This is a genomic window from Microbacterium sp. T32 (genome assembly GCF_001619615.1).
Taxonomy (GTDB): Bacteria; Actinomycetota; Actinomycetes; order Actinomycetales; family Microbacteriaceae; genus Microbacterium.
In genome coordinates this window covers 1-25347 of record NZ_LQQP01000019.1, presented here as the reverse complement: position 1 = coordinate 25347, position 25347 = coordinate 1, and the positions used below count along the sequence as shown (strand labels likewise).

At 71.6% G+C, this 25347-nt stretch carries 22 protein-coding genes and 1 pseudogene; 11 read left to right on the top strand and 12 right to left on the bottom strand.

The annotated features are described in order from the left end of the window. Positions 1–12 precede the first annotated feature (12 nt). Positions 13–1425 (bottom strand): carboxypeptidase-like regulatory domain-containing protein, encoded by a 1413-nt coding sequence (locus AVW09_RS11530; RefSeq protein WP_063258214.1) that lies wholly within the window; start codon positions 1423–1425, stop codon positions 13–15. A gap of 169 nt (positions 1426–1594) precedes the next feature. Between AVW09_RS11530 and AVW09_RS17720 the strand changes: the two genes are divergently transcribed. Next, positions 1595–1846, top strand: coding sequence for a hypothetical protein (locus AVW09_RS17720; protein WP_156496074.1), 252 nt, complete (start codon positions 1595–1597; stop codon positions 1844–1846). A gap of 249 nt (positions 1847–2095) precedes the next feature. Here AVW09_RS17720 and AVW09_RS11520 read toward each other — a convergent pair whose 3' ends face one another. Both AVW09_RS11520 and AVW09_RS11515 read right to left on the bottom strand, forming a co-directional pair. After that, on the bottom strand, positions 2096–3472 hold the full coding sequence (locus AVW09_RS11520; RefSeq protein WP_063258213.1) for an amidohydrolase family protein: 1377 nt from the start codon (positions 3470–3472) through the stop codon (positions 2096–2098). Positions 3473–3828: 356 nt separating this feature from the next. Further along, positions 3829–4839 carry an alpha/beta hydrolase gene (locus AVW09_RS11515; RefSeq protein ID WP_063258212.1) on the bottom strand — a complete coding sequence of 337 codons (1011 nt, stop codon included), beginning with the start codon at positions 4837–4839 and terminating at the stop codon, positions 3829–3831. Between the two features lie 251 nt (positions 4840–5090). Here AVW09_RS11515 and AVW09_RS11510 point away from each other — a divergent pair, with 251 nt between their 5' ends. Both AVW09_RS11510 and AVW09_RS11505 read left to right on the top strand, forming a co-directional pair. Next, entirely contained in the window at positions 5091–5795 is a 705-nt protein-coding gene (locus AVW09_RS11510; protein ID WP_063258211.1) for an SDR family NAD(P)-dependent oxidoreductase, read from the top strand. Between the two features lie 118 nt (positions 5796–5913). Beyond that, positions 5914–7383: a hypothetical protein gene (locus tag AVW09_RS11505; RefSeq protein ID WP_197462616.1), complete on the top strand. Its 1470-nt coding sequence runs from the start codon at positions 5914–5916 to the stop codon at positions 7381–7383. Between the two features lie 38 nt (positions 7384–7421). On the opposite strand, the gene AVW09_RS11500 is transcribed toward AVW09_RS11505, so the two are convergent. Genes AVW09_RS11500 through AVW09_RS11485 form a run of 4 tightly spaced genes read right to left on the bottom strand, consistent with a single transcriptional unit; the run spans position 7422 to position 11504 of the window. Next, positions 7422–8465: an ABC transporter ATP-binding protein gene (locus tag AVW09_RS11500; protein WP_063258210.1), complete on the bottom strand. Its 1044-nt coding sequence runs from the start codon at positions 8463–8465 to the stop codon at positions 7422–7424. Beyond that, positions 8462–9382 carry an ABC transporter permease gene (locus AVW09_RS11495; RefSeq protein ID WP_082822941.1) on the bottom strand — a complete coding sequence of 307 codons (921 nt, stop codon included), beginning with the start codon at positions 9380–9382 and terminating at the stop codon, positions 8462–8464. Before AVW09_RS11495 ends, AVW09_RS11500 begins: the two co-directional genes overlap by 4 nt. Next, the gene (locus tag AVW09_RS11490) at positions 9379–10254 is read right to left on the bottom strand and encodes an ABC transporter permease (RefSeq protein ID WP_231901826.1); all 876 of its coding nucleotides are present in this window, start codon (positions 10252–10254) and stop codon (positions 9379–9381) included. Before AVW09_RS11490 ends, AVW09_RS11495 begins: the two co-directional genes overlap by 4 nt. Next, positions 10251–11504 (bottom strand): ABC transporter substrate-binding protein, encoded by a 1254-nt coding sequence (locus AVW09_RS11485; RefSeq protein WP_063258209.1) that lies wholly within the window; start codon positions 11502–11504, stop codon positions 10251–10253. Before AVW09_RS11485 ends, AVW09_RS11490 begins: the two co-directional genes overlap by 4 nt. Positions 11505–11576: 72 nt before the next feature. Here AVW09_RS11485 and AVW09_RS11480 point away from each other — a divergent pair, with 72 nt between their 5' ends. Together AVW09_RS11480 and AVW09_RS11475 are read left to right on the top strand one after the other, a co-directional pair. After that, entirely contained in the window at positions 11577–12269 is a 693-nt protein-coding gene (locus AVW09_RS11480; RefSeq protein WP_082822939.1) for a TVP38/TMEM64 family protein, read from the top strand. Then, positions 12262–12888 (top strand): CDP-alcohol phosphatidyltransferase family protein, encoded by a 627-nt coding sequence (locus AVW09_RS11475; protein ID WP_063258208.1) that lies wholly within the window; start codon positions 12262–12264, stop codon positions 12886–12888. The genes AVW09_RS11480 and AVW09_RS11475 overlap by 8 nt, the downstream gene beginning before the upstream one ends. A 26-nt stretch (positions 12889–12914) precedes the next feature. Here the strand turns inward: AVW09_RS11475 and AVW09_RS11470 are convergent, their stop codons facing one another. Then, positions 12915–14378 carry a dihydrolipoyl dehydrogenase family protein gene (locus AVW09_RS11470; RefSeq protein ID WP_063258207.1) on the bottom strand — a complete coding sequence of 488 codons (1464 nt, stop codon included), beginning with the start codon at positions 14376–14378 and terminating at the stop codon, positions 12915–12917. A 37-nt stretch (positions 14379–14415) separates the two neighbouring features. Between AVW09_RS11470 and AVW09_RS11465 the strand changes: the two genes are divergently transcribed. Together AVW09_RS11465 and AVW09_RS11460 are read left to right on the top strand one after the other, a co-directional pair. Then, a complete protein-coding gene (locus AVW09_RS11465) occupies positions 14416–15078 on the top strand; it encodes a class I SAM-dependent methyltransferase (protein ID WP_063258206.1) in 663 nt (220 codons plus the stop codon). 66 nt (positions 15079–15144) lie between these two features. Further along, on the top strand, positions 15145–15873 hold the full coding sequence (locus AVW09_RS11460) for a GNAT family N-acetyltransferase (RefSeq protein WP_063258205.1): 729 nt from the start codon (positions 15145–15147) through the stop codon (positions 15871–15873). A 145-nt stretch (positions 15874–16018) separates the two neighbouring features. Here AVW09_RS11460 and AVW09_RS11455 read toward each other — a convergent pair whose 3' ends face one another. Next, positions 16019–17041 carry a methylenetetrahydrofolate reductase C-terminal domain-containing protein gene (locus AVW09_RS11455; RefSeq protein WP_063258204.1) on the bottom strand — a complete coding sequence of 341 codons (1023 nt, stop codon included), beginning with the start codon at positions 17039–17041 and terminating at the stop codon, positions 16019–16021. Between the two features lie 141 nt (positions 17042–17182). Between AVW09_RS11455 and AVW09_RS11450 the strand changes: the two genes are divergently transcribed. From AVW09_RS11450 to AVW09_RS11440, 3 genes are read left to right on the top strand one after another with little or no spacing between them, the layout of a single operon-like run. Beyond that, complete coding sequence (locus AVW09_RS11450; protein ID WP_063258203.1) at positions 17183–17797, top strand: pyridoxine/pyridoxamine 5'-phosphate oxidase; 615 nt, start codon at positions 17183–17185, stop codon at positions 17795–17797. 3 nt (positions 17798–17800) lie between these two features. Beyond that, entirely contained in the window at positions 17801–18634 is an 834-nt protein-coding gene (locus AVW09_RS11445; protein ID WP_063258202.1) for an FAD binding domain-containing protein, read from the top strand. A gap of 43 nt (positions 18635–18677) precedes the next feature. Further along, positions 18678–21425 (top strand): molybdopterin-dependent oxidoreductase, encoded by a 2748-nt coding sequence (locus AVW09_RS11440; protein ID WP_063258201.1) that lies wholly within the window; start codon positions 18678–18680, stop codon positions 21423–21425. A gap of 321 nt (positions 21426–21746) precedes the next feature. On the opposite strand, the gene AVW09_RS11435 is transcribed toward AVW09_RS11440, so the two are convergent. Further along, positions 21747–22607, bottom strand: a complete 861-nt coding sequence (locus tag AVW09_RS11435; protein WP_063258200.1) for a PhzF family phenazine biosynthesis protein — start codon at positions 22605–22607, stop codon at positions 21747–21749. A gap of 132 nt (positions 22608–22739) precedes the next feature. Next, the gene (locus tag AVW09_RS11430; protein ID WP_063258199.1) at positions 22740–23609 is read right to left on the bottom strand and encodes a helix-turn-helix domain-containing protein; all 870 of its coding nucleotides are present in this window, start codon (positions 23607–23609) and stop codon (positions 22740–22742) included. A gap of 218 nt (positions 23610–23827) precedes the next feature. Between AVW09_RS11430 and AVW09_RS11425 the strand changes: the two genes are divergently transcribed. Continuing rightward, entirely contained in the window at positions 23828–25156 is a 1329-nt protein-coding gene (locus AVW09_RS11425; RefSeq protein WP_156496072.1) for a hypothetical protein, read from the top strand. A 7-nt stretch (positions 25157–25163) separates the two neighbouring features. Here the strand turns inward: AVW09_RS11425 and AVW09_RS11420 are convergent. Next, positions 25164–25347, bottom strand: a pseudogene (locus AVW09_RS11420) (M20/M25/M40 family metallo-hydrolase); the annotation flags it as partial.

Below are 25347 nucleotides of genomic sequence, written 5' to 3'. Positions count from 1 at the left end.
GGGATCCCGGAGTCAGCTCACCCGTGCGAGGTTCGTCGTCGTCAAGGCTCCGAGCTTCGCGGTGATGTCGGTGAGCGTCTGACCGACCCCGAGATTCAACCTCTTCGCCGTGATGGTGGAGGTCGCATTGTCGTAGTACTCGGCGCGGACCGGCAGGTTCGGCGACGAGAACCGCAGGTAGTACCCGGTGTCGGCACGCAGCCCGTCCACGACGTAGGTCCCCCCGGGTGTCACGATCGCCGTCGCCACGATCTGGTTGTACTTCGAGTACACGTCGACGACGACGTAGCCGTCGCGGTAGGAGACCCCTTCCGGAAGCCGCACGCGTCCGGAGATCGCGGAGAACGGGACGGGGGCGACGTCGACTCCGGTGAACTTCTGGTTCGCGGCGAGCGTGATGTCGGTGTACTCGCCGTACGACTTGGTCCACCACGTCGGGAAGACCCGCACCCCTTGGGCCACGATCTTGACGCGATACACGCCCGGGTCGAGGAGTCGCGCGATGTACGTCCCGTCGGAGTTCACCTTCTCCTCACGGACCACAGCGCCCGACGACGCGGAAATGAACTGCGCCGTCACCGTTCCATCCGCGAACGACGTTCCCGAGGGAAGCGTCACGGTACCGGAGATGGCCGCGTAGGGCGCTTCCCCGAGCGTCGGGTTCACCGTCACCTTCTGACCCGCGGCGACAACCACCGCCGTCGCGTCAGCCGGACCCTTCGCGCCCTTCCACCACTGCGTCTGCACGGGGAGCCCGGTCGAACCGAAACGCAGCTTGTACGAACCCGGGGGGAGGCCGCCGACGGAGTACGTCAGCGAGGCCATGCTCACCGTGGTGCGGGCGTACAGGCTGTCCGGAGTACCGACACGGAGCACGTCCACGGTGATGGTCCCCGCGGACCGATCGACCCAACTCGGAATGGCGACAGTTCCCGAAATGGATGCCGGGGCGAGCAGTGCGGCATCCACGCCCGTCCGCGCGGTTCCCGAGCCGAGCCGGATCGTCGCCGCGTCGGCGGCGACGGCGGCGTTGTTCCACCACTGCGTCGCGACACGTCCGAAGTTGTCGGTGAACGAGACCTGGTAGTCACCCGGCGTCAGGGTAGGCAGGGTGAAGCTCCCGTCGGACGCAGCTTGAACGCTGACGCTCCGGCCGCCGACCGTCAGGGGGACAGCGGTGACCTTGACGACGGTGCGCGAGACACCGGGCGGTGTCGTGACGGTCCCCCTGATCGTGGCGAGCTTCTGCGGCGCGAAGTCGATGCCCGAACGGTCCTCGCCCGCAGCGATCGTGACGGGCGTGGCATCGGCAGCCGTGACGGCGTTCTGCCACCATTCGGGCGCAAGGGGAGCACCGGACTCGTTCGCGGAATACACCCGGACGGTGTAGCTCGCGGCGGCGAGGCCGGAGGCCGTGTAGGCCAATACACCTCCCACCGGCCCGGCGAGCACGGCGGGGATCCGCTCCGAAGACCCGACCTCCCGGAGTTCGACCCTGACGGCCGACGACGCGACTCCTGCGGGAAGGGTCACCTGACCGGAGATCGACCCGGTCGCCGCTGCTGCCCGCGCAGCGGGCGCAACGGGGCTCTCGGTGGGCGGTGTCGAGGGGGTGGGCGACGCGGTCGCCGCGGGTGAAGGCGTCGGGCTCGCCGAGGGTGACGGCGTCGGCGAGGGAGCACCCGTCGCCGTCGGAGAAGGGCTCGCTTTCGGGGTGACGGTCGGGGCCGGAGTGGGGCTCGGCGTCGAGGCCGCTGACGCGGGACTCGCCACCGCGGCGCCGATCAGGATCATCCCCGCGATGGCTGTCGCGGCGAACCAGGAGCGCACACGGGTGCGCGGATAGTGCGGCATGTCGTCTCCCCCAGGAACGGAACGCACGTGCTTCACCCGCCGCATCGGTAGCGAGCGGTCGCGAGCTCCCCTTCGCTTTGTTTATCGCACGTCGATCACGCTTCACAAGGCTGCCGACACATCGGCTACCGGGCGATCACCGGTTGGTTACAACGCATCGCAGATGGCGCAGCGCAGACACGTGTCCGTTGGCGGGATGGAGCTCGAGCGTTCCGGCCGGGAGCATCTCTCCCGGTACGACCTACAGGATGACGCCGAACTCGTCCGCCAGCGCGGGCAGCTGCGTGTGCAGCACGTGCGACGCCTCCGCGGCGAGCGGATTGGTCGACACGCCGTTCTCGTTCACGAGCGTGCCGCCGACGTACACCTGCTTCAGGTTGCGGAGTCCGCACGCGAGCACGTAGCTGCGCACCGGGTTCCACAGCGGACCGATGTCCGGCAGCCGCGGGTCGACGACGACGAAGTCGGCGAACTTCCCCACCTCGAGGCTGCCCACGCGGTCGTCGACGCCCATGATCTCGGCGCCGCCGAGGGTGTGGAGGCGCAGCACCCGCTCGGGCATCATCGACAGCGGGTCGTGCGTGCGGGCGCGCTGCATGAACATGCCCATGCGCATGTTCTGCCACGGGTCGGCGACGTCGGTACAGGCCTGGTCGTCGAGGCCCATGCCGACCTTCATGCCGAGGTCGAGCATCTCGGGCACGTGCGCGATCCCGGACGCTAGACGCCCGTTGGATGCCGGCTGCCACGACATGCTCGCGCCGCCGGCGGCGGCATCCGCGATGATCTCCGGCGTCGTCTGGATGAAGTGCCCGAACATCATGCCCGGGCGCAGAGCTCCCGCGTTCTTGTACAGCTGGAACTTCGTCTGCTGGTGCTCGATCGCCTCGTACGTCTCGAGGAAATGCGCCTGGTTGGTGACGCCGAAGCGGTCCATCACCGCGACCTCGATCTCGGCGGCATCGGGCCTCGTCGACCACTGCACCTGCCCCATGATCGAGGCGCCGAGCGCGATGTCCGGGTCCATCGCCAGGACGTGATCGAGGGATGCCTCGAACCGGGCGAAGATCTCGTCGTCGGTGCCGACGGTCGCATCGAGCGCGATGGAGTCGACGAAGCGGAGCCCCGCGTCGTGGCATCCATCCGCCTGCCGGGTGTGCCACGCGTGATCGCGCAGGACACCGCCGCCGTCGGCGCGCTTGCCGTCGACCATCGGCTCCCACGGCAGGAGCGGGTCGGTGAAGTTGTAGGCGGTGGTCACGCCGTTGGCCAGGAAGTCGAGCGAGCCGTGCAGCGTCGCCCAGTAGATCTGGTCGGGCGAGGCGTTGTTGAGCACGCTGAACATCGACGTGCACCAGCCGTAGAGCGTCTGGTCGACGCCGAGCCCGCGCGAGCCGCTGGTGAACAGGTGGCTGTGGCTCGACACGAAGCCGGGGGCGACGAACTTGCCGTCGACGTCGAGGATCTCGTCGGCCGTGAGCCCGGGATCGGGGTCGCCGGCGCCGATCGCGGCGATGCGTCCGTCCTCGACGAGCATGTATCCGCGCTCGATGTAGCCGGGGTCGTCGGTACCCGCCGGGACCGTGATGAGCCGTGCATTCGTGACCAGAAGCGACATGTTGATGACGGTAACAATCGCGTGTTTCCGCGGTGTTCCGAGTATGCGGCGGGGCGTTTGCGGGGTCCGTGTCCCAAAATGTGCGGCCCAACGCCCCCTCGACTGCACAAAGTCGGACACGGTGTGGCTGACGCCGGCCGGCTCCGGTGGACCGCGAGCACCGGCCGCATCACCGTGTCCCAAAATGTGCGACTTAGCGCTCCTTCGATCGCACAAAGTGGGACACACGGCGTCCGACGCAGGCAGCCGCACCGTCCGACCCGCATCCTCCCCTTCCATGTCCCGAAATGTGCGACTCAGGACCCCTCCAATCGCACAAAGTGGGACACGGTGCGGGCGACGCCGCGCGCCGCAGCTCAGGCGAACGCCGCGCGCACCGCCGGGCCGACGGCCGCCAGCACCTCGTCGCGCGCGGGGGTCGACGGGAACACGAGGAACAGGTGCGGCACGCCCTCTCGCCGCACGAACTCGACGGGAGTTCCGGATGCCGCCAACCGCTCGGCGTACTCGCTGGCTTCGTCGGAGAGCGGGTCGACGCCCGCCGCGACGATCACGGCCGGAGCCGAACCGGCGAGCTCCGGCGCGCGCACCGGCGCCGCCTCGATGGGCACCGGGACCGTGGCATCCGGAGCGGCCCCCGTGGCGGGCGGAGGCGCCGAGCCATCCGCCCCCGCTCCGGACGTTCCGCCGAGATACAGCCCCCAGTACCACTGCATGCCTTTCGCGGTCAGGGGCAGGTTCTCGGTGTGGGCTCGGTAGCTCGGGCGGTCGAGGTCGGGGGCGTCGAGCACGGGGCAGAGCAGAACCTGGACCCGGATGCCAGGAGCCCGGCCCTCGCGCGAGCGCAACGCCAGCGCGGCGGCGAGGTTGCCCCCGGCGCTGTGTCCGGCGACGCCGAGGAGCGTCGGGTCGACGAGCCCTCCGGCTCCGGTCGCGGCGAAGCGCAGGGCCCGGTCGAGGTCGTCGAGGCCGGCGGGGAACGGATGCTCTGGCGCGAGCCGGTAGTCGACGCTGAGCACCTGTGCGCCGGTGGCCGCGGCGAGCGCGCGGCACAGCGCGTCGTTGTTGTCGAGGTCGCCCGCGACCCATCCCCCGCCGTGGGCGAACACGAGCGTTCCGCGGTGCCCGGCGCGCGGACGGTACAGGCGCAGCGCGAGGTCGCCGTCCGCGGTGTCGATCGACTCGATCACGTCGTCGTCGGGGAGCCGCACCCACGACGGGTTCGCGCGGAGCTCGGCGATCCGCGTGGCGTCGTCGCCCTCGGCATCCGTCGCTCCGGAGGGGATCGTGCCCGCGCGTGCCGCGAGCCGCGCGAGATGCGCGCGCACGTCCGGGTCGGTGATCGCGGGGTGGACGGTGTCGGTCACGGTACTCCTCAGGAAGGGTCGGGTCGATCGAGCGTCCAAGACACGCCGTTGGCGGCCGTGTCGATGCGGTGTGTCTTGGACACTCGGTCGCGAGGCGGGCGCCGCGAGAGCGAGCGTACGACCCGCGCCGTACCCCGCAGACGCGGAGCGCAAGAGCGTTACGCCGTCGAAACACCCGCGTCGCGTCACCGTTCGCGCTCGGGCGTACGGTGACGCCCACGGGCGCCCCCGACGCCCGAGTGAGGAGTGCCATGTCCCAGCGCGTCATCGTGACCGGAGGTTCGGGCGGCATCGGCGCCGCGATCGTGGAGCGCTTCGTGGCCGACGGCGCTGCGGTCGCGGTGCTCGACAGGCGCGCACCCGCGGGGGAATCGGCATCCTTCTTCCCGGTCGATCTGCTCGATCCGCTCGACACGCGCCGTGCGGTCGGCGAGGCGATCGCGGCCCTCGGCGGCATCGACGTGCTCGTGAACTGCGCCGGGATCTTCCAGCACGCGTCGCTCCTCGACATCACCGTCGACGATTGGGATCGCGTCCTCGACATCAACGCCCGCGCGACGCTCGTCACGATGCAGGCCGTCGCCCCCGTGATGCTCGAGGCGCGCCGGGGCTCGATCGTCAACATCGCGAGCATGGCCGCGAAGCACGGCGGCGGTGGCGAGGGACACTACGCCGCGTCGAAGGCCGCGGTCGTCGCGCTCACGCGCGCCGGGGCGCAGGAGTGGGGATGCCACGGCGTCACCGTCAATGCGGTGTGTCCGGGCTACGTGCTCACCGACATGGGCGCCGACACGCGGTCGGAAGCCGACATCGCGGCGTGGAGCGCGAAATCTCCACTCGGCCGGCTCGGCATCCCGGAGGACGTCGCCGGCGTCACCCACTTCCTCGCCTCCCCCGCGGGCGGCTACCTCACCGGGCAGGCGATCAACGTCACCGGCGGCATGATCATGCACTGATCCGGGATGCCACCCCTCGCCGTCGGCTCCTCGGGTCGGCAGGATGGAACCCGACGCAATCCGATGGCGTCGATGCGACGAAGACCTCCTGAGTGCGATGACGCCACGAAAGGACGACATGCGACTTGCCACGGCCCTCCGGCAGTTCGAGCTGGACACCCGGCCCATCCACCCCGAGACCCGGCGCGCGCTGGACCTGCGGTGGGCGGAGCTGCCCGAACACGCCAAGACCTCGAACCAGCTGCTCGGGCGCTGCGCCGTCGGCTGCGAGGGCACGCACGGCGTGTTCCCCAAGTGCAACCTGACGTGCTCGCCGTGCTATCACTCGGCCGATGCGAACAAGGTGCGCATCGACGGGGACCACACGGTCGACAACGTCGCGCGACAGATGAACTACCTGCGCCAGGTACGCGGTCCCCGCGCCCACGCCCAGCTCATCGGCGGCGAAGTGAGCCTGCTCAGCGCCGAGGACCACGCGCGCTCCCTGCTGGCCATGCGCGCGGTCGGCCGCGAGCCGATGTCGATGACGCACGGCGACTTCGACTACGACTACCTGCTGGACGTCGTCCTCGACGCCGATGGCAAGCCGCGCTTCGACAAGGTCTCCTTCGCCGCGCATTTCGACTCGCTCATGCGCGGTCGGCGCGGAGCCGTGCGCCCCCACAGCGAGGCGGAGCTGAACCCGTTCCGCGAGAAGTTCGCGAGCATGTTCGTCGACCTCAAGCGCGATCACGGCGTGAGCAGCTACCTCGCGCACAACATGACGGTTACGCCGTCGAACGTCGCGGAGGTCGAGCAGGTGACGCGCGACGTGCTCGAGATGCCGTTCGACATGATGTCGTTCCAGCCAGCGGCATTCATCGGCGACGACCGCCGCTGGCGCGAAGACTTCGGCGAGGTCACGATCGACGCGGTGTGGGAGAAGATCGAGGCCGGTGCAGGACAGAAGCTGCCCTGGCAGGCGACCCAGTTCGGCGATCCGCGCTGCAACCGATCGACCGTCGGCGTCCGCGTCGCGGGAACCTTTGCGCCGCTGCTCGACCCGGAGGACCCGAAGGACATCGCCGCACGCGACCGTTTCCTGGAGCACTTCGGCGGCATGATCTTCGGTGGCATCCCGAAGCACATCCTCGCGATCAAGGTCGTGCGGGCCGTGGCATCCCACCCCGGCGACATCCCCCCGCTGATCGGGCTCATGAGCCGCGTCGTCCGACGAGCGGGCGGTATCGGCCGCGTCCTGCGTGCGGCGCGGAAGAAGAAGGTCTCGTTCAAGACCTTCGTCATCCACAACTTCATGGATGCCGAGCAGGTCGCCCCCGCGTGGAAGCTCATGGAAGAGGGCGTGGTCGCCGACGACCCGCTGCTCCGGGAGACGCAGGAGCGACTGGGATCGTGCATGTACGCCATGTCGCACCCGGAGGACGGGCGCCTGGTGCCGGCCTGCGTGCAGCACTCTGTGCTGGACCCGATCGAGAACGTCGAGCTGCGTCGCATCCTCCCCCTGCCGACGGTGCGGCCCGGCGCCACCGTGACGGCCCGCCCCTCGGGGCTGACGGCGGTGCGGGAGACGGGCGGCGGCGCGCGCTGATCCGCGGCTGCGCGCCTCGATGACCGGCTCGGCGCCGGTCAGCTCGGCACGACGTGGACGAGGGCGTACGGCACCGACACCTCGACGTCTTCGCCCGGACGCAATCCGGACGTCGACGGAACCTCGGCGTGCAGCAGCACACCGGCGGCACGGATGCCGATCTCCCCGCGCGCACCGAGCGGCCGGAGCGTCTCGACGGTGCCGGTCGTTCGCAGCGACGTCTCCTCGCGCGCGGGAGCGTCGACCCGGACGTCCTCCTGCCGGAAGACGAGGGTCCCGGCACCGTCCACCGCGTCGGGCACGGCTACTTCTCCGAGGGCGCTGACGTGCACGCCATCCCGCACGTGCCCCGGGACGGCGTTGCGCCCGCCCATGAGCTGTGCCGCGCGGAGGGTCCGCGGGCGACGGTAGGCCTCGGCGACCGTGCCCTCGTGCAGCAGTCGACCGTTCTCCATGAGCGCGATGCGGTCGGCCACCCGCGCCGCCTCGTCCCGGTCGTGCGTGACGAGGAGGATGGTCGGCGAGAACGCTCCACGTACCGCCTCGAGGAGGTCGTGCATGTCGGTGCGCAGCGACGGGTCGAGGGCACTGAAGGGCTCGTCGAGCAGCAGCACCGACGGCTCCGCGGCGAGCGCCCGCGCGATAGCCACGCGCTGTTCCTGGCCGCCGGAGAGCTCTTCGACGCGACGGCGACCGTATCCACCCAGGCGCACGGTCTCGAGGTATTCTGCGGCGCGCTCACGCGCCCGGGCGCGCGGCATCCCGGCCACCCGGTCCGAGAACGCGACGTTGTCGAGCACCGAGAGGTGCGGGAACAGCAGCGGCCGTTGGAAGACCATGCCGACACCCCGGCGTTCAGCGGCCACCTCGGCCACATCCCGTCCGTCGATCGAGACGGAACCGCGCTCGGGGGTCTCGAGGCCGGCCACGAGGCGCAACAGTGTGGATTTGCCCGAGCCGCTGGGGCCGAGGACCGCGGTGCACGTGCCGGCGCGCACCTCCAGCGACAGGTCGTCCACCGCCGGGATCGGCGAGGCGGCGTAGGTCTTGGACAGGCCGACGAGAGCGAGATCGGCGCTCACACGACCACCTCCTTGGTCGGTTCTTCGGTTCGAGCGTGCCGCCGGTCGGGTACCGGCTCGAGGGAGGGCGGAGCGACCGGTCTTCCGGGGCGGCGCGGCCGACGGCGTCCGCGGCGTCCCCGCCCGACGGCGAGGACGCCGGTGAGCAGGACGATGGGGGGAACGACGGCCGCGAGGGACATCACGGCGACCGCGGCATCGTTGCCGAGTCCCGCCGCGGCGGAGGCCACGACCAGGGGCAGCGTCACCAGCTCGCCCCCTCCGACGATGAGCGTCACGATGTAGTCGCTCCAGGCCACCAGGAAGGCGAGGAACGCCGCACGCGCGAGCGCGGGTGCCATCATCGGCAGGTGCACGCGCCGCAAGACCTGCAGCCGGCCGGCGCCGAGAAGGCGCGCCTCTTCCTCGTACGAGGGGTCGTAGGCGCCGTAAGCGGTGCGCATCACGAAGGCCGTGTAGGGCAGCGCCATGACCGTGAGCACGAGGGCCACCCCGATGACCGACGGGATGTGCGCGCGCAGCAGCACGACGTTGACGCCGAGCACCGCGGCAAAGGGCGGGAGCGCGACGGGGGCGAGGAGGAGCGCCGAGACGAGTCGTGCGCCGGGCACCGCACCGAAGGTCAAGGCGCGGGCGGCGAGCGTCCCGATCGCGGTCGCGAGGACCGCGACGACGAGTCCGAGCACGAGCGAGCGCCCGAAGGCCGGGACGGCCCCGAAGACGACGGCAGCAGAGACCGAGCGTCCGCCGAACGCGGAGGGGAACGGGTCGGGGAAGGTCCACGACTCGGCGAAGGACCACAGCACGAGCGGGAGCAGCGGGAGGGCGAACCACACGCACAGCGCGAGCGCCAGCGCCCACCGCACGACACGGCCGGCTCCGCGCGACCGGGTGAGGGTGTTGGTGTCGCCGCTCATCGCCACGCCGCCGATCTGCGCAGGGCGGCGAAGGTGCCGGCGACCGCCACCAGGGCGATCACGCACGTCACGAGCGCGACCGCCGCGGCCTGGGGCCGGGAGTCGAGCGAGACGCCCTGGAACAGCCGCACCGCGAGGACCGGGAGCGGTTCGGGCGATGTCCGTCCGAGCAGCCAGAGCACCTCGTACGAGCCCAGCGCGTAGACGAAGCTGATCGCCGCGCCGATGAGGATCGTGGGCGCCGTCAGCGGAAGGAGGACGTGACGGAACCGCCGCGCCCGCCCCGCACCGAGCAAGGCCGCGGTCTCGTCGTAGGTGCGGATGCGGGTCGCGAGCGTGCCGGTGACGATGAGCGCGAGGAACGCGGACTCCTTCCACGCCAGCTCCGCGATCGCCGCCCCCCACAGCGGGCCACCGACCCACGGCGCCCACGATTCCGATGGGATGCCGAGCAGTCGGGGCAGCACGCCCGCGTCGGACAGGAGAAGGCCGATGGTGGCCGCCGCGATGAGGTGCGGGATGGTCACCGTCAGAGCGCTGAGCGCCTCGACGATACGGCTGCTTCGCCGATGGGACACGATGACCGTGGCCGCCGTGGTGCCGACGACCACCGCGATGACGGTGGCGACGGCGGCCACGCTCACCGAGACGGCGATCGCCGCGGCGATCTCGCCCGGCCGCGCGGTGAACGCCTCGATCCCGAACCGGGGGTGGCCGACGACCGGCAGCAGGCCGAGCGCCTGCAGCACCGTCGCGCGGATGCCCCCGCCCAGGACGAACACCGCGAGGGCGACGGCGGGGAGCACGAACAGTGCCCCCCGCACGCGCTCTCGTGCGGTGCCGGCGCGCCCGGCGACCGGGACCCAGGTCACCGCGAGAGCACGTTCTGCCGCCAGCCGTCGTCGAGCGCGGGCACCCACTCGGCGGCGAGCTCACCGTGTGCGTTGCGGGAGAGCACGTCGTACGACGGGACGACCGGTGACGACGGGAGCGCGTCGAACAGGGCACGGTCCTCGGCCGAGAGGGCGCCCAGATCGAGGACGGGGAACTGGCCCCACACGTCGGGCTCCGCCTTCTTGGCCTGCTGCTCCGCCGAGAGCGCGACGTCGGCCACGACCATGGCCCCGGCGGCGGCGTCCGAGTTCACGGGGAGACCGAGGAAGCTGGCGTTGCCGACCGTGCCGTCCTCGAGCGTGAGCACGCGCGTGTCGGCGGGGTACGTTCCGTCGGCCACGAGTCCGGTGAGCGTCGCCGGCCCGTACGTCATCGTCATGTCGATCTGCCGGTCGGCGAAGAGCTGGCCGAGCTCGGACTCGTTCGCGGGGTAGGTGTCCCCACCGCGCCACGGGTTCGGCGCCAGCGCCGCGAGCCGGTCCCACAGCGCGGGCGTCAGCTTATCATAGGCATCCTGCGAGAAGGCGGTCGGCACCGCGTCGGCTCCGCCGGACACGCTGGCGAGCACCTCGCGCACGAAGACGGAGCCGGTGAAGTCCGGCGGCGCCGGGTAGGTGAAGCGGCCCGGGTGGGCGGCGGCCCAGTCCAGCACCCCGGCCAACGTCGTCGGCGGGTCGGGCACCGCGGCGGCGTCGTAGACCAGCGTGAACTGCGCCTTGTGCCACGGTGCCTCGCAGCCGTCCACCGGCGTGCCGAAGTCGGACTGCAGCAGGGGATCGTTCGGGTCGGTGTTCGCCATGGACGGGAGCAGACCCGTCCAATCGCACCGCCAGGCGCCGGCTTCCTTGCCCGTGCGGAAGTTGTCGCCGTTCACCCACACGAGGTCGACCGACCCGTCGTCGCGTCCGGCCTGGAGTTCGGTGAAGACGCGGTTCAGCGCGTCCCGTGTGTCCGTCACGGGGACGCGCTCGAGCGTCACGCCGTACTCCGCCACGGCGGGGGCGAGCACGTCGTCGACGTACGCGTTCCCCTGGTCATCACCGCCGTACATCCACAGCTGCACCGTCTGCCCGCGCGCGTCCTGGAGCACCTGGTCCCACTCGGTGTAGGCCTCGGGCGAAGCGGTATCCGGCGCCGCGCACCCGGCGAGGGCGAGGAGCGACACCGTCGCGGTGGCCACCGCGAGGGTCGGACGGCGGCGTCGGTGTCGGCGTCGGGGGATGGTCATGGCACTCCTTGGACGATCGCGCGGCCGGTCGGTCGCGTGCGGACTTAGGGTATGGGGGACCGGAAGGAATCGATGGAGCTTGACGACACCGCCACGCGTCCGCAGGGCTCCGCTCGCCGACCCGTGATCCGGTTGGTGCTTCTCGGTCTGTTCGTTGCCGCGGTCGCATCGGTTGGATTTCTGCTCGTCCCGCACGACGTCGAGCAGATCCGCGCCTGGTCCGGTCAGGTCGGAGCGCTCGGCGTCGTGCTCTTCACGCTGCTGTACGCCGCGCTGACCCTGAGTCCGGCGCCCAAGAACGTCCTCGGCATCGCGGCGGGTCTGGTCTGGGGTTTTCCGGTGGCGTTCGCCATGGTCTACGTCGGCGCGCTGCTGGGCGCGGCGGCATCCTTCGCCCTCGGTCGGGCGCTCGGGCGCGAGGCCGTCGAACGCTTCACCGGTGCGCGGGTGGCCCGATTGGATGCCGCGATCGGACGCCGCGGTCTGCCCGCCGTGCTCGGCGCCCGGCTCGTTCCCGTGATCCCCTTCACGCTCATCAACTACGGCGCGGGCCTGACGTCCGTGCGCCGACGCGACTACGCGATCGGGACCGCGGTGGGCATCATCCCGGGCTCCGCCGCCTACGTCGCGCTCGGCGCCTTCGGGTGGGAGCTGGGCCCGTGGTTCTGGGTGGCGCTGAGCGTCGTCGGCGTGCTCCTGATCGGCGGCGTGGTGGCCGGCATCCTGGTGCGCCGTCGTCGGACCGGGGATGCCACCGATGCTTGACCGCTCTCTGCGCGCGGCACTGTCCACTCCGCTCGAGGCCGTCGCCGCCACGCTGGACCGACCGTTCATCACCCCCGACCGCCTGACCGTGGCCGGGCTCGTCCTGGGGCTCGCCTCGGCCGGTGCGGCGGCCGCGCAATGGTGGGCGGCCGCGGTGGCGCTCTGGCTCGTGTCCCGCGTCGCGGACGGTCTCGACGGCACCCTCGCCCGCCGCCGTCGCGCGCACGGCCGGGGGAACGACAGCGAGGCCGGCGGGTTCCTCGACATCGCCGCCGACTTCGTCGTCTACGGCGCCGGAGTGTTCGGGGTGGCGTGGGGCGCATCCGCGGCGTTCGACGCGCCGTGGTGGCCGTTCCTCCTCGTCCTGCTGACGTACTACGTCAACGGGACGGCGTTCCTGGCGTTCTCCTCGATCGCCGAGCGCACCGGTCGACAGGTCGACGACGGACGGTCGCTGTCGTTCCTCGGTCGCATCGCGGAGGGCACCGAGACGATCGCCGTCCACACGCTCTGGCTGATCCTGCCGTTCTGGGCGTGGCAGATCGCCCTGGTGTGGAGCCTGTTCGTGGCCGTGAGCGCGGTGCAGCGGATCGTCGCCGGGTACCGGCTGCTGCGCTGATCCGGCTCGCCGCACCGGCGGGCCCTTCAGCCCCGACGGCGACGGATCGCCCGCAACAGCCGAATCGCCGCAGCGACGAGCCCATGGCGCAGAGCCCCCTGGGCATCGCGGACAGCGGCGTTCCAGCCGGCGTCCGAGTACGTCGGGTACGCGTGCATCGCGCCCGCCAGCGCACCGACCTTCAGCCCCAGAGCGACCGCCGTCGACAGCTCGCCGAGCGACTCCCCCGCGCGGGGACCGACGATGACGGCTCCGGTCAGGCGCCCCTTCCGGTCGACCACGAGACGGGTGAAGCCGTCGGTCTGCCCCTCGGCGATCGCGCGGTCCAGGTCGGCGTGGCGAGACTCCACCACGCGCATCCCGCGCGCGGCGGCCTCGGCGGGCGAGACGCCCACGGCCGCGACCTCGGGGGACGTGAAGGTCACCCGCGGCACGACGTCGACGCCCGCGCGCCGCGAAAGGCCGAGCACGGCGTTCGTCGCCGCGACGCTGCCGAACATGCCGGCGGTGTGCGTGAACCGCGGCAGCGGGGTCGCGTCACCCGCCGCGCGGACGCGCGGATTGCTGGTGGCCAGGGTCGCGTCGACCGCGATCGCGCCGCCGTCATCGCGGCGGACCCCGGCGACATCGAGCCCCAGGCCCGTGGTGTCCACCCGGCGTCCGAGCGCGGCGAGCACGCGGTCGGCCGTGACGGTCGTGCCGTCGCTGAGACGCGCCGTCACGGTCTCGTCGCCGGTGTCCGCGTCGACCAGGGTGGCGCCCAGGCGCACGTCGACGCCGTCCGCGCGCAGCGCCGCGAGCACGATCGCCGCGGCATCCGGATCCTCCTTGGACAGCAGGCGCTCGCCACGATGGACGAGGGTCACGCGGCTACCCAGACGCGCCATTGCCTGCGCGATCTCGCACCCGATGGCTCCCCCGCCGAGCACGAGCAGGCGCTCGGGCAGCGCGGTCAGATCCCACACGGTCTCGTTGGTCAGGACGGCATCCGGATCGATGCCCTCCGGCAGCACGGGGGAACTCCCCGTCGCCACGAGGGCGTCGCGGAAGCGGATGCCGACCCCCTCGACGCGCAGCGAGCGCGGACCGTCGAAGCGGGCACGGCCGCGCAGCGTGAAGACGCCCGCCTCGGCGAGCGCCTCGGGCGAGTCGACGGGCTCGATCTCATGGATCGCGTGCCGGACGTGGGCCATCACGGCGGCGAAGTCGACCCGAACATCGGCGACGTGCACCCCCAGCCGGGCGGCGTCGCGCGCGTCGTGCGCCGCCGTCGCCGCCGCGATCAGCGCTTTCGAGGGCACGCACCCCGTGTAGAGGCACTCGCCGCCGAACCCGTCGGCCTCGATCAGCAACACCTTCGCACCCAGGATCGCGGCGGTCTTCGCACCGACGAGACCGGCGCTGCCGGCGCCGATCACGACCAGGTCCCACCGGGTACGGCCGGCTTCGGCGGAGGTGAGCGGGCGGGCACGGCGCGTCGGCACGGTCATGTCCGAAGCCTAGGGTGGTCGGGAAGGGGGTGGCTCGATGGCGGCACCGCTGCGGCGCTATGGGCTCGGAGCCCGCTGGTACGACGTGCTCTCGGGCGAACGGTGGGTGTACCGCGCGGGGCGCGAGGCCGGGATCGCGCTGCTGCACCCTCGCCCCGGCGACGTCGTGCTCGATCTCGGCTGCGGCACCGGCTTGAACTTCGCGGCGCTGCTCACCGCCGTCGGACCGCGCGGGCGAGTGATCGGCGTCGACCGCAGCCCCGACATGCTCGACATGGCCCGGCGCCGGGTGAGCGCCGCCGGGTGGAGCGACCGCGTCGATCTCGTCGAGGCGGATGCCGCTGCCCTGGACCCGGCTGAGATCCGCGATCGCACCGACGGACGCGGTGCGGATGCCGTGCTGTCGACCTACGCGTTGAGCGTGTTCGGCGAGCGAGAGGCGGCGTGGGCGCGGGCTGTGTCCGCCCTACGTCCGGGCGGACGCGCGGCCGTGGTGGACATGCAGCGTCCGCACGGACCCTGGCGTGTGTTCACGCCGCTCGCTCTGCTGGCGTGCGCGACCGGCGGCGCCGACATCGACGCCCATCCGTGGCGGATGCTCGAGCGCGACGCCGACCCCCGCACCGTGGTGCGCGCGGAGCGCAAGGGCGGTCACCTCGTTGCCGTCGCCGCCGACGTCGCGATCCGCCCGCGGCCGTGAGGTCGGGCGGGAATGCGCCGTCGACCCCGACGTTGCATATCGGGTACTCGACCCCGAACGGATGCCATGACCTCGGCCACCCCCGCTTCTCCCGCCGCCGCGACCGCCGACGACCCCGCCGCCGTCCTCGACAACGCCGCCTGGCACTCGCTGGCCGGCCCGCACGCGCATTTCGCGATCGGCGGCGACCTGGTGCGCCGGTACCCCGAGGACGTCGCTCCGTTCGTCGCCGTCCGCACGTGGGACGACCCCTCCGTGTGGGACGCGCTGCGCGACCTCGTGGGTCCCGGCACCGAGGTGGGCCTCTCGGGCTACGAGGGCGAGCTGCCCGCGGAGTGGGAGTTCCTCGGCGGCGGCGAGGGCGTTCAGCTCGTCGAGACCGCCGTGCTGCAGCCGCGGCCGTTCGACGAGGCCATCGAACTGGACGCCGACGACGCGGCCGAGATGATGGCGATCGTCGAGCGGAACCAGCCCGGACCCTTCCGTCCGCGCACCCACGAGCTGGGTCGGTACATCGGCATCCGGCGCGGAGGGCGCCTTGTCGCGATGGCGGGCGAGCGCCTACATCCGACGGGGTGGACCGAGATCAGCGCGGTCGCCGTGGACGAAGACCATCGCCGCCAAGGGCTCGCGTCGCGCCTGGTGCTCGATGTCGCGTTCCACATCCAGCAGCGCGGAGATCGCGCCATGATGCACGCCGCCGCGACGAACGTCGGCGCCATCGCGGCCTACGAACGGCTCGGTTTCGCGCATCGCCGGGTGAACCGCTTCGCCGCCGTCCGCACTCCGGCCTGACGCGTCCGCACAACCCCGGCAGATCCCCCGCCCCGGCGGCATCCACCCACCCCGCCAGGACACAACGCAGGAGATCTGCAACCCGGATGCCACCACCCCGGGCCGCACCCCCACCCCCGGCCGCGACCGCCCGGCCCCGCCCGCGTCAGCGCAGGCGCCGGGCGATCTCCGCCTGGGCCTCGGCGAAGGACTCCTCGCCGCCGTCGCGGCCGCCCGAGAGGTTCACGCCCACCACCCCCGGCAGCGCGAGCAGTTCCTCGGCGAGCGCGACGGCGAGCGCGATGCCCTCCGCGCGCGGGTCGCGGGCCGAACGCACCCGCGACAGGAACCCGTCCGGCAGCACGAGCGTCGTGAACGACTCGAGCACGTCGGCGGAGGCGTGATCCACGACCACCGGTACGCACGGGATGAACCGCACCGGGGCGGCCACCTCGTCGATGAACCTCCGCACCGGCTCCGCTCCGCCGGCGTGGTTCACGAAGCAGACGTCGGCGCCGGCGCGCAGCTTCTCGCGCAGCCGCGCGGCCCGGCGCTCCACCGGCGGCGCGGCGGGCGAGGCCGCGACCGACACGACGTGCCCCGCGGCGCGCGCGAGGGCGGCGGCCTCGGTCGAGTCGAGGTCGAACACGGGTGCGGCATCGGGCCGGTGCCCCGTGCGGGTGTGGTCGCCGGTCACGCAGTGCACCCCGGCCACCCCCTCGACGGCCAGGGCGGCCAGCTCCCCCTCGATCGCCACTCGGTTGCGGTCGCGCATGTTCAGGCCGGTCCATACCCGCAGCCCCGCACGCTGCAGCAGGTGCGCCCGGTACGCCGGAGGGAACTGGACCCGGGCCGTTCCCGCGTCGCCGGCGAGGACGGCATCCACTTCTCCCGCCAGGACCGCCGCGCAGGAGTCGATGGATGCCACGCTCAACGGGCGCGCGGGGAGGTCGGCCACGACCCACGGGCGCGTGCCGAGCGAGGCCAGGGTCTCCGTGGCGGCGGCCGTGCGGGGGCCGGGATCCGGTGCCGAGACGCGGTCGACGCCGGTCCACGGCACCGTCCCGCGCGGGAGGAAGGCGCACGTGTGCTCGGCGTCGATCTCGCACGATCCGTCGAAGCCGACGCCGCCGCACGGACCGTACTCCATGCGCTTCGGGCACGTGTCGAGCAGGGGCAGCAGGGTCACGGGGGGCCTCCGATCCGGGGCCCGCGGCCCCCGCTCCGGACTGTACCGACCGCGTGTTTCCGCGAATGTTCATGGCGGCAACATCGCTGAAACGCACGGTCCCTACGCTCGGCGGTGACACTGCACAAACCGGAGGTGGGCATGATCACCGCAGATACCACGTTCGGCTCCGACATCGACGGGACCGACACCCTCGTCGCCGATCCCGTCGCGCTGATGGTCCAGTGGCTCCCCGAGCACGACAGCGAACTGCGTCCCCTCGCGGCCCTGTCCACGATCGGCCGCGACGGACTCCCGTCGCTGCGTCACGTCCTGGTGAGCGACCGGGATGCCACGGGCCTGTACTTCCACACCGACGCCGCCAGCGCGAAGGTCACCGAGATCGCGGCCAACCCGGTCGCGGCGATGGCGGTCGCGTGGCCCGAGGTGGGTCGGCAGCTCGTCGTCCGCGGGATCGTCGAGCGGGTGAGTGCCCGCGAGGCCGCCGCCGTGTACGCGCAGCGGTCGCGGTATCTGCAGCTGCTCGCGTGGATGAACACGCTCGACAACGCCCAGCTCCCGGCCGAGGAACGCCGGCGCGTGTGGGCCGAGTTCGATGCGACTCACCCCGTCCTCGACCCGCCGCAGCGCTGGGTCGGCTTCCGGCTGCGCCCGCTCACCCTGACGTTCTGGCGCGGCGACCCCGCCGGGCAGAGCACGCGGCAGCACTACCGACTCGACGATGGGGCGTGGTCGGGCGAGATCCTGGCGGGCTGACGCGTGGACATCACCTCCGTCACCTCTTACCGCGCCGCGCGCACCCGGGCGGATCTCGCGCTCGCTCCGGGCGAAGTCGTCATGGCCGGCGGGACATGGCTCATGAGCGAGCTGCAGCCCGAGACGACGGGATTCGTCGACCTCACCACCCTTGGCTGGCCCGACCTGGAGATCACCGACGACGGCCTCCGCATCGGCGCGACGTGCACCATCGCGCGGCTGCTCGCGTGGGTCGAACGCGAAGCACCCGCCGAGTGGACGTCGCTCGCGCTCGCCCGCCCCGCCGCCGACGCGCTGCTGGCGTCGTTCAAGATCTGGAACACCGCCACCGTCGGCGGAAACGTCTGCCGCGCCTTCGCGGCCGGCGCCATGATCGCCTTCCTCTCGACCCTGGATGCCACCGCCCTGGTGTGGACGCCCGACGGCGGCGAGCGCCGGATCGCCGTCGCCGAGCTCGTCGTCGACAACGCCGCGACCTCGCTCGCGCCGGGCGAGGTGCTCCGCGCGCTCGACATCCCGCTGACAGCGCTGACCTCACGCGTGGCGCTGCAGAAGATCGCGCTGGCCGAGCTCGGGCGCTCCGGCGCCGTGGTGACGGCCCGCGTCGACCCCGGCGGGTCGTCCGTCTTCGTCGTGACGGCGGCGGTCCGTCGACCGCGGGTGCTGCGATTCGCGCGGATCCCGGGAGCCGGAGAGCTACGGGATGCCGTGGCATCCGCGACCGATTTCTACACCGATCCACTCGGGAGCGCCGACTGGCGGCGCGGGGTGAGCGTCGTGCTCGCCGAGCGGTTGCGCGCGGGGTTCGCCCGCGAGGCGCACGAGGGTGCCGCGTGAGCACGCGAAGCCGAGTCGGCATGGTCCAGCAGGAGGACACCGAGTGAAGTTCCAGGTCAACGGGTCCGCCGTCGAGGTCGACCCGCGGCCCGGTCAGTGCGCGCGTACGCTGCTGCGCGAGACCGGGCATGTCGAGGTGAAGAAGGGTTGCGACGCGGGTGACTGCGGCGCGTGCTCGGTCCTGCTGGACGGCGAGCCGACGCATTCGTGCATCGTTCCCGCGGTGCGCCTCGAGGGGCGTTCGATCACGACGGCCGCGGGCCTCGCCCCGGGTGACGAGCTCCACCCGGTGCAGGAGGCTCTGGCATCCGGATTCGGGTTCCAGTGCGGTTTCTGCACCCCGGGCATGAGCGTCACGGCATCCACGCTCTGCGAGCACGATCTCGACGACCTCGACCGCCGCATGAAGGGAAACCTGTGCCGTTGCACGGGATATCGCCCGATCCGCGAGGCGATCCGCGAGTCCGTGCTCGGCCCCGTGCGCGAGACCGGGCCCGCGACTCCCACCGAGGGTCGCGTCGGCACCTCGATCGCCCCTGAGGCCGCCCGCCGCATCGTGCAGGGCAAGGAGCCCTTCACCTTCGACGAGCCCGTTCCGGGCGGCCCGCCGCTCGTGCTGCGCGTCGTCACCTCACCCCACGCGCACGCGCGGATCACCTCGATCGACACGACCGCCGCGCTGGCGCTGCCGGGCGTCGTCGCCGTCTTCACCCACCTCGACGTGCCTGACACCCGCTACTCCACGGGCCGCCACGAACACCGCACCGACGATCCCGACGACACGCGGATGCTCGACGACGTCGTCCGCCACGTGGGCCAGCGGATCGCGGCGGTCGTCGCCGAGACGGCGGAGGCCGCGGATGCCGGCTGCCGCGCCGTCCGCGTCCAGTACGAACTGCTCCCCGCCGTCTTCGACCCCGAGGCGGCACGACGGCCCGGGGCTCCGCTGCTGCACCCCGACCGCACGCCCGACGAGCGGGTGATGGAGGCCGGACGCAACGTCGTCGCCGGCTTCCACACCGGCCACGGCGGCGACATCGACGCGGCCCTCGCCGCGAGCCCCGTCACCGTCACGGGCGAATGGCGCTCGTCGCGCGTCACGCACGCGGCGATGGAGACCCACGGTGCGGTCGGGTGGCTCGACGAGGACGGGCGCCTCGTCATCCGCTCATCGACCCAGGTGCCGTTCCTCGCGCGCAACGAGCTCGCGCACATCTTCGGCCTCGAGCGGGATCGCATCCGCGTCCTCGCGAACCGGGTCGGCGGCGGCTTCGGCGGCAAGCAGGAGCTATTCACGGAGGACCTCACCGCCCTCGCCGTGCTGAAGCTCGGCCGCCCGGTGGCGTACGAGTTCTCGCGCACCGACCAGTTCGTGCGGGCTTCGCTCCGGCATCCGATGCGCGTGCGCACCACGCTGGGAGCGGGTGCCGACGGGCGTCTGACCGCGATGAAGCTCGACGTCCTCAGCGACACCGGCGCATACGGAAACCACGCGATCGGCGTGCTGTTCCACTCGTGCGCCGAATCGACGACGCTGTACCGGGTGCCGACGAAGTGGATCGACGCGGAGGCGGTCTACACGAACAACCCGCCCTCGGGGGCGTTCCGCGGGTACGGCCTCGGGCAGGTCGTGTTCGCGGTCGAGTCGGCGATGGACGCTCTCGCCGAGGAGCTGGGGATCGACCCGTTCGACCTCCGCCGGATCAACGCGGTGAAGGAGGGCGACCCGCTTCACCCCGACGAGGACGAGAAGTACGAGGAAGACCTGATCTGGGGCAGTTACGGCCTCGACCAGTGCCTCGATCTCGCGCAGGACGCGCTGCGGCGCGGCAACGGCGTCGAGGCTCCCACCGGCTGGGCTGTCGGCGAAGGCATGGCCGCCGCGATGATCGCGACGATGGCGCCGCGCGGGCACATCGCGCACACGACGGCGACCCTGCGGCGCGACGGCACCTTCCTGCTGCGCGTCGGCACCGCCGAGTTCGGCAACGGCACCTCCACGGTGCACCGGCAGATCGCCGCGACCGTCCTCGACGTGCCGCACGACCGCCTGGAACTCTGGGCCGCCGACACCGACGCCGTCCGCCACGACACCGGCGCCTTCGCCTCCGCCGGCACCACCGTGGCGGGGAAGGCGCTGCACGTCGCGTGCTCGGTGCTGCGGCGGCGCATGGTCGACATCGCCGTGGAGCTGGCCGGAGGGGATGCCGACTCCGCCGAGGTCGTGGCATCCGGAATCCTCGCTGGCGACGAGCTGGTTCCGTGGGACCGGATCGTGGATGCCGCCCCCGCGACGATGCGCGACGAGCACGGGCTCACGGCCGACGGGGCGGAGTTCGGCGACTTCCGCTCGCTCGCGTTCAACGTGCACGCCGTGCGGGTGGCCGTCGACCCCGAGACGGGGACGGTGAGGGTGCTGCACTCGATCCAGACCGCGGACGCCGGCGTCGTGATCAACCCGGAGCAGTGCCGCGGGCAGATCGAGGGCGGTGCCGCGCAGGCCCTCGGCGGCGCGCTGTACGAAGAGGTGATGCTCGAGGACGGCGTGGTGCAGAACCCCGTGTTCCGCACGTATCGCGTGCCGCAGTTCGCCGACGTGCCCGACACCGAGGTGTACTTCGCCGAGACCGACGACACCCTCGGCCCGTTCGGCGCGAAGTCGATGAGCGAATCGCCGTACAACCCCGTGGGCGCCGCGATCGGCAACGCGGTCTCGCGGGCCCTCGGTCGCCGCGGCTACGAGCTGCCGTTCTCCCGCGATCGCGTGTGGAGGCTCGCCGGCGGGGAGTGAGGGGGGTGCTGCGTCGCGCGGCGCCGCGCGCGGTGAGGCGTCACGGGCGGGCGAGGCGTTGCATGTCCCACTTTGTGCGATTTTGCGGGCGCGAACCTGCACGAAGTGGGACATCAGGCGGGTAGCCGTCGCCGCATCGCCAGTCGTCGCCGCCGCCCACCAGGCATGTCCCACTTTGTGCGATTTTGCGGGCGCGAACCTGCACGAAGTGGGACATCAGGTGGGTAGCCGTCGCCGCAGCGCCAGTCGTCGCCGCCCACCCGCCCGGGCGTGTCCCAGTTTGTGCAGGTCCTCAGGCCTAAATCAGCACGAAGTGGGACATCAGACCTGTCCCTCCAGCGGCACGGCCGTCCCGGACACGTGGATGCCACCCACCGGCGGCGCGTCCACCTCGAGGACGCTCGGGCGGCCGATGTGCCGCCCCTGGTGCACCGTCACGTGGAACGGCGTCGGAATTCCGACACGGTCGCGCAGGTAGGCGCCGAGCGCGGCGGCCGCCGACCCCGTGGCCGGATCCTCGCTGATGTCGCCGACGGGGAACAGGTTGCGCGCCTCGACGATAGCGCCGTCCGCGACGTCCCCGGGCACGTGCACCACCGTGACGGTACCCGTCCAGCCGCGCTCATCCATCAGCACGCGCAGCGCGGCCGGGTCGTACCCGAATCCATCGAACCGCTCGATCGTGCGGACGGCGACCACCGGATGCCAGTTCCCCGCGAACGCTTCGGCGAGCGGCATCCGCGGGTCGAGGTCGTCGGCGTCGAGTCCCAGCAGTGCGAGCAGCGACGCGCAGTCCGCGAAGTCACGGACAACCGTCGGAACGCTCGTGAATCCCGCGGCGATCCGGCCGTCGTCCTCGCGCGCCGACACCCGGACGTCGCCCGCGGACGTCTCGAACACGAATTCCCCCGGCCCCTCCGCCTCGGCGAGGGCAACCGCCGTCGCTATCGTCGCGTGTCCGCAGAACGGCACCTCGGCCTCGGGCGAGAAGTAGCGCACTCGCAGCCGCTCCCCGTCGCGGGCCGTCACGTACGCCGTCTCGGGGTACCCCAGGTCAGCGGCGATCCGCAGCATGTCGGACTCGTCGAGGGCCGTGGCATCCAGGACCACTCCGGCGGGGTTGCCGCCGCCTGGTTCCGCGGCGAAGGCGAGCAGGTGCAGGATGCCAGGCGCTTCGGTCATGCGTCGATTCTTCCGGCCGCGGGGTGGGGCGTCGCGGGCCAATGAGCGATCTGTGGACGGTTCAGCGCCGTCGCATCCCCACCGCAATGCGCGGGCGGAGCCTCATCAGTTCTCTGAGAACGACGCCCGCTGTCAGAATTCGATGAGCTGACCGTCGCGCTCGCGCCGCGCTCGCGACAAGGCCCGTGCGGACGCGAAGCCGGAGCCGTCGACGGCGTCGGAGAGCGTCACGCCCGTCGCCAGGAGAGCGTCCGCGAGGTCGAGCCGTCGGGCCCGGAGCGCATTGCGCGGTGTCGAACCGCGGCGCGCGAACACCCGTGCGAGGTATTGACGCGAGACCCTCAGCTGACGCGCCAGTTCGTCGACCGTGAAGTCGGGGCTCGCCGCGTTCTCGTCGATGAGCGCGAGCGCGGTGTCGTACGTCGCGTGGGCAGACCGAGGCGCCTCCGCGCGCCTCGACCCGTCAGGACGATCGGCGATCAGGGCTACGCAAAGACTCTCGATCGCGCGCTGCAGGGGCGCTCTCGTCCGCGGCGTCACGGGCGGGTCGCTGTTCAAAATCGCGTTGACCGTGGATGCCAATGCCCGCCACACCGGCCCGTCGTCGGCCCCGGGGAGCAGGGTCGGGTCGGCGAGAGGGAGGTGCCGCGACACGATCTCGATGCGGGCCGTCGGGGCTTCGGACGACGAGGACACCCACCGTGAGTGCGGGTATCCAAGGGCCGCGCCGGCGTCGGTGTCGACGATCCGTCCGTCGCCGAAGACGAGGTGGGCCGGGCCTTCGGCCTGAAGCGCGAGGGTAGCCCCCTCCCCCGCAGCGGTGGCGGCCGACGGCGTGAGCAGGAGCGGCGTGTGCCACAACCGCCGCACGATCAGGGGCGAGAGGTCGATCTCGTCGACGATGAGGATCATCGGCCCATCGGTCACCCGCGCGCTGCGAAGACCGCGCTGACCGAACCATTCGTGTACCGCCGGGCCCTCGGCGCGCAGCGTCTGGGTCATGGGGGCTCCGATCTCGGCGGGTCCTCCCCAGCGTCGGAGCGCGGCGCGTCCGCCCTCGACCGGCAGCGCGATTCTTCACCCGCGTGTTCGCTCTTTCCCTCCTTCGGGGCGGTGGATGCCGCAGTTGTCGTCACCCCGCTCGCCGACGACAACTGCGCCTTGGCCCTGTCGGGCGTGGATATCGATGCTGGCGAGACCCGAACCCGAAAGGCATCCTTATGTCTCCCGAAAGTGATCGCAGTTCCAGCCTGCTCCCCGCTCCGTCTCGTCGAACCATCCTCGCCGGTGCCGCCTGGTCGGTGCCCGCCATCGCCGCCGCGAGCATCGCGCCAGTTGCGGCCGCGGCGTCCAATGTCCCCGTCCTCGCCTTCGACAAGACGACGTACACAGGCACTGCGTGCAGCACGATCACTGGCACGTACCTGACGGCGACGGTCGGCGGAGTCCCCACCGCGGGCATCAGCGTCACGGTCGCTCTCAGCGGCAGCTACACATTCACCGGCGGCTCGACGAGCTACACCGGCGTCACTGACAGCGCAGGGAAGGTGAGTCTGCCGGCGATCACCGTCCCGGCAACCGGAGGCGCCGCGACCGCATCGGCGACCGCCGCAAGCGCTACGACCGTCACCGCGAGTGTCACTGCACCCGTCCCCTCCACCGGCGGTGCCTACTTCTACGACTGGTACAGCGGCAGCAACAGCAAGTTGGCGAACGTACCCGCGGGCTCGACACCGGTCGGCCAGGAAGCCTTTCTCACGAACAACGGCGACCTCTGGGTGAGCAACGTCCGCGTCGCGACGGGTGTCAGCGCGGCTGTGGCACAGCCGTACTTCGATCCCAACGGCGGCAACGTCTGGCACAACTACGTCACCTACGTCTCGTCGTCCGGCGCGTACTTCTACGACGGCAATGGCGGCGGCAACAGCAAGCAGTCCAATGTTCCCGCTGGTTCCAAGCCTGTCGGTCAGATCACGTTTCTCGCGCCCAACGGTGACCTCTACCTCAACAACAGCCGGCTGGCCTCGAACGTCACAAGCGCGGTCGCTCAGCCGTATTACGACTACAACTGGCACACGCTGATCTCGTACACGACTGCCTCCGGCGCATATGTCTACGACTGGTACAACGGTTCCACCGGGACTCAAACCAACGTTCCCGGTGGTTCGACAGCCGTCGGATACGCGTCGTTCCTCGCGCAGAATGGCGATCTCTACGTCGGAAACAAGAAAGTCGCGAGCGGAGTGACGGCAGCCGTAGCGCAGCCCTACTTCGATCCCAATGGCGGCAACGTCTGGCACAACTACGTGGCCTACACGACGTCGGCAGGCGCGTTCACGTACGACGGCAACGGCGGTGGAGGCGGGAAGCAGACCAACGTTCCTGTCGGGTCCACGCCGGTCGGCCAGTGGAGCTTCCTAGCCCCCAACGGTGACCTCTACCTCAACAACAGCAAGCTCACTTCCAATGTGACGGGTGCCGTCGTCCAGCCGTACTACGACTACCACTGGCACACGTACATCACGTACAGCACGGTCGTGCCCTGCTGATCAGGAGCTAGTCCCGCTCCGCCCCCACCCCCAGCACCGCCTCGGCGAGTGCCCGGATCCCCGCCGCAACATCGGCGGCGGACACGGCCTCGTCGGGGTGGTGACTGATCCCGTCGGGGTTGCGGAGGAACAGCATCCCTTCCCCTGTGATGGCCCCGATCGCCATCGCGTCGTGACCGGCGCGACTGAAC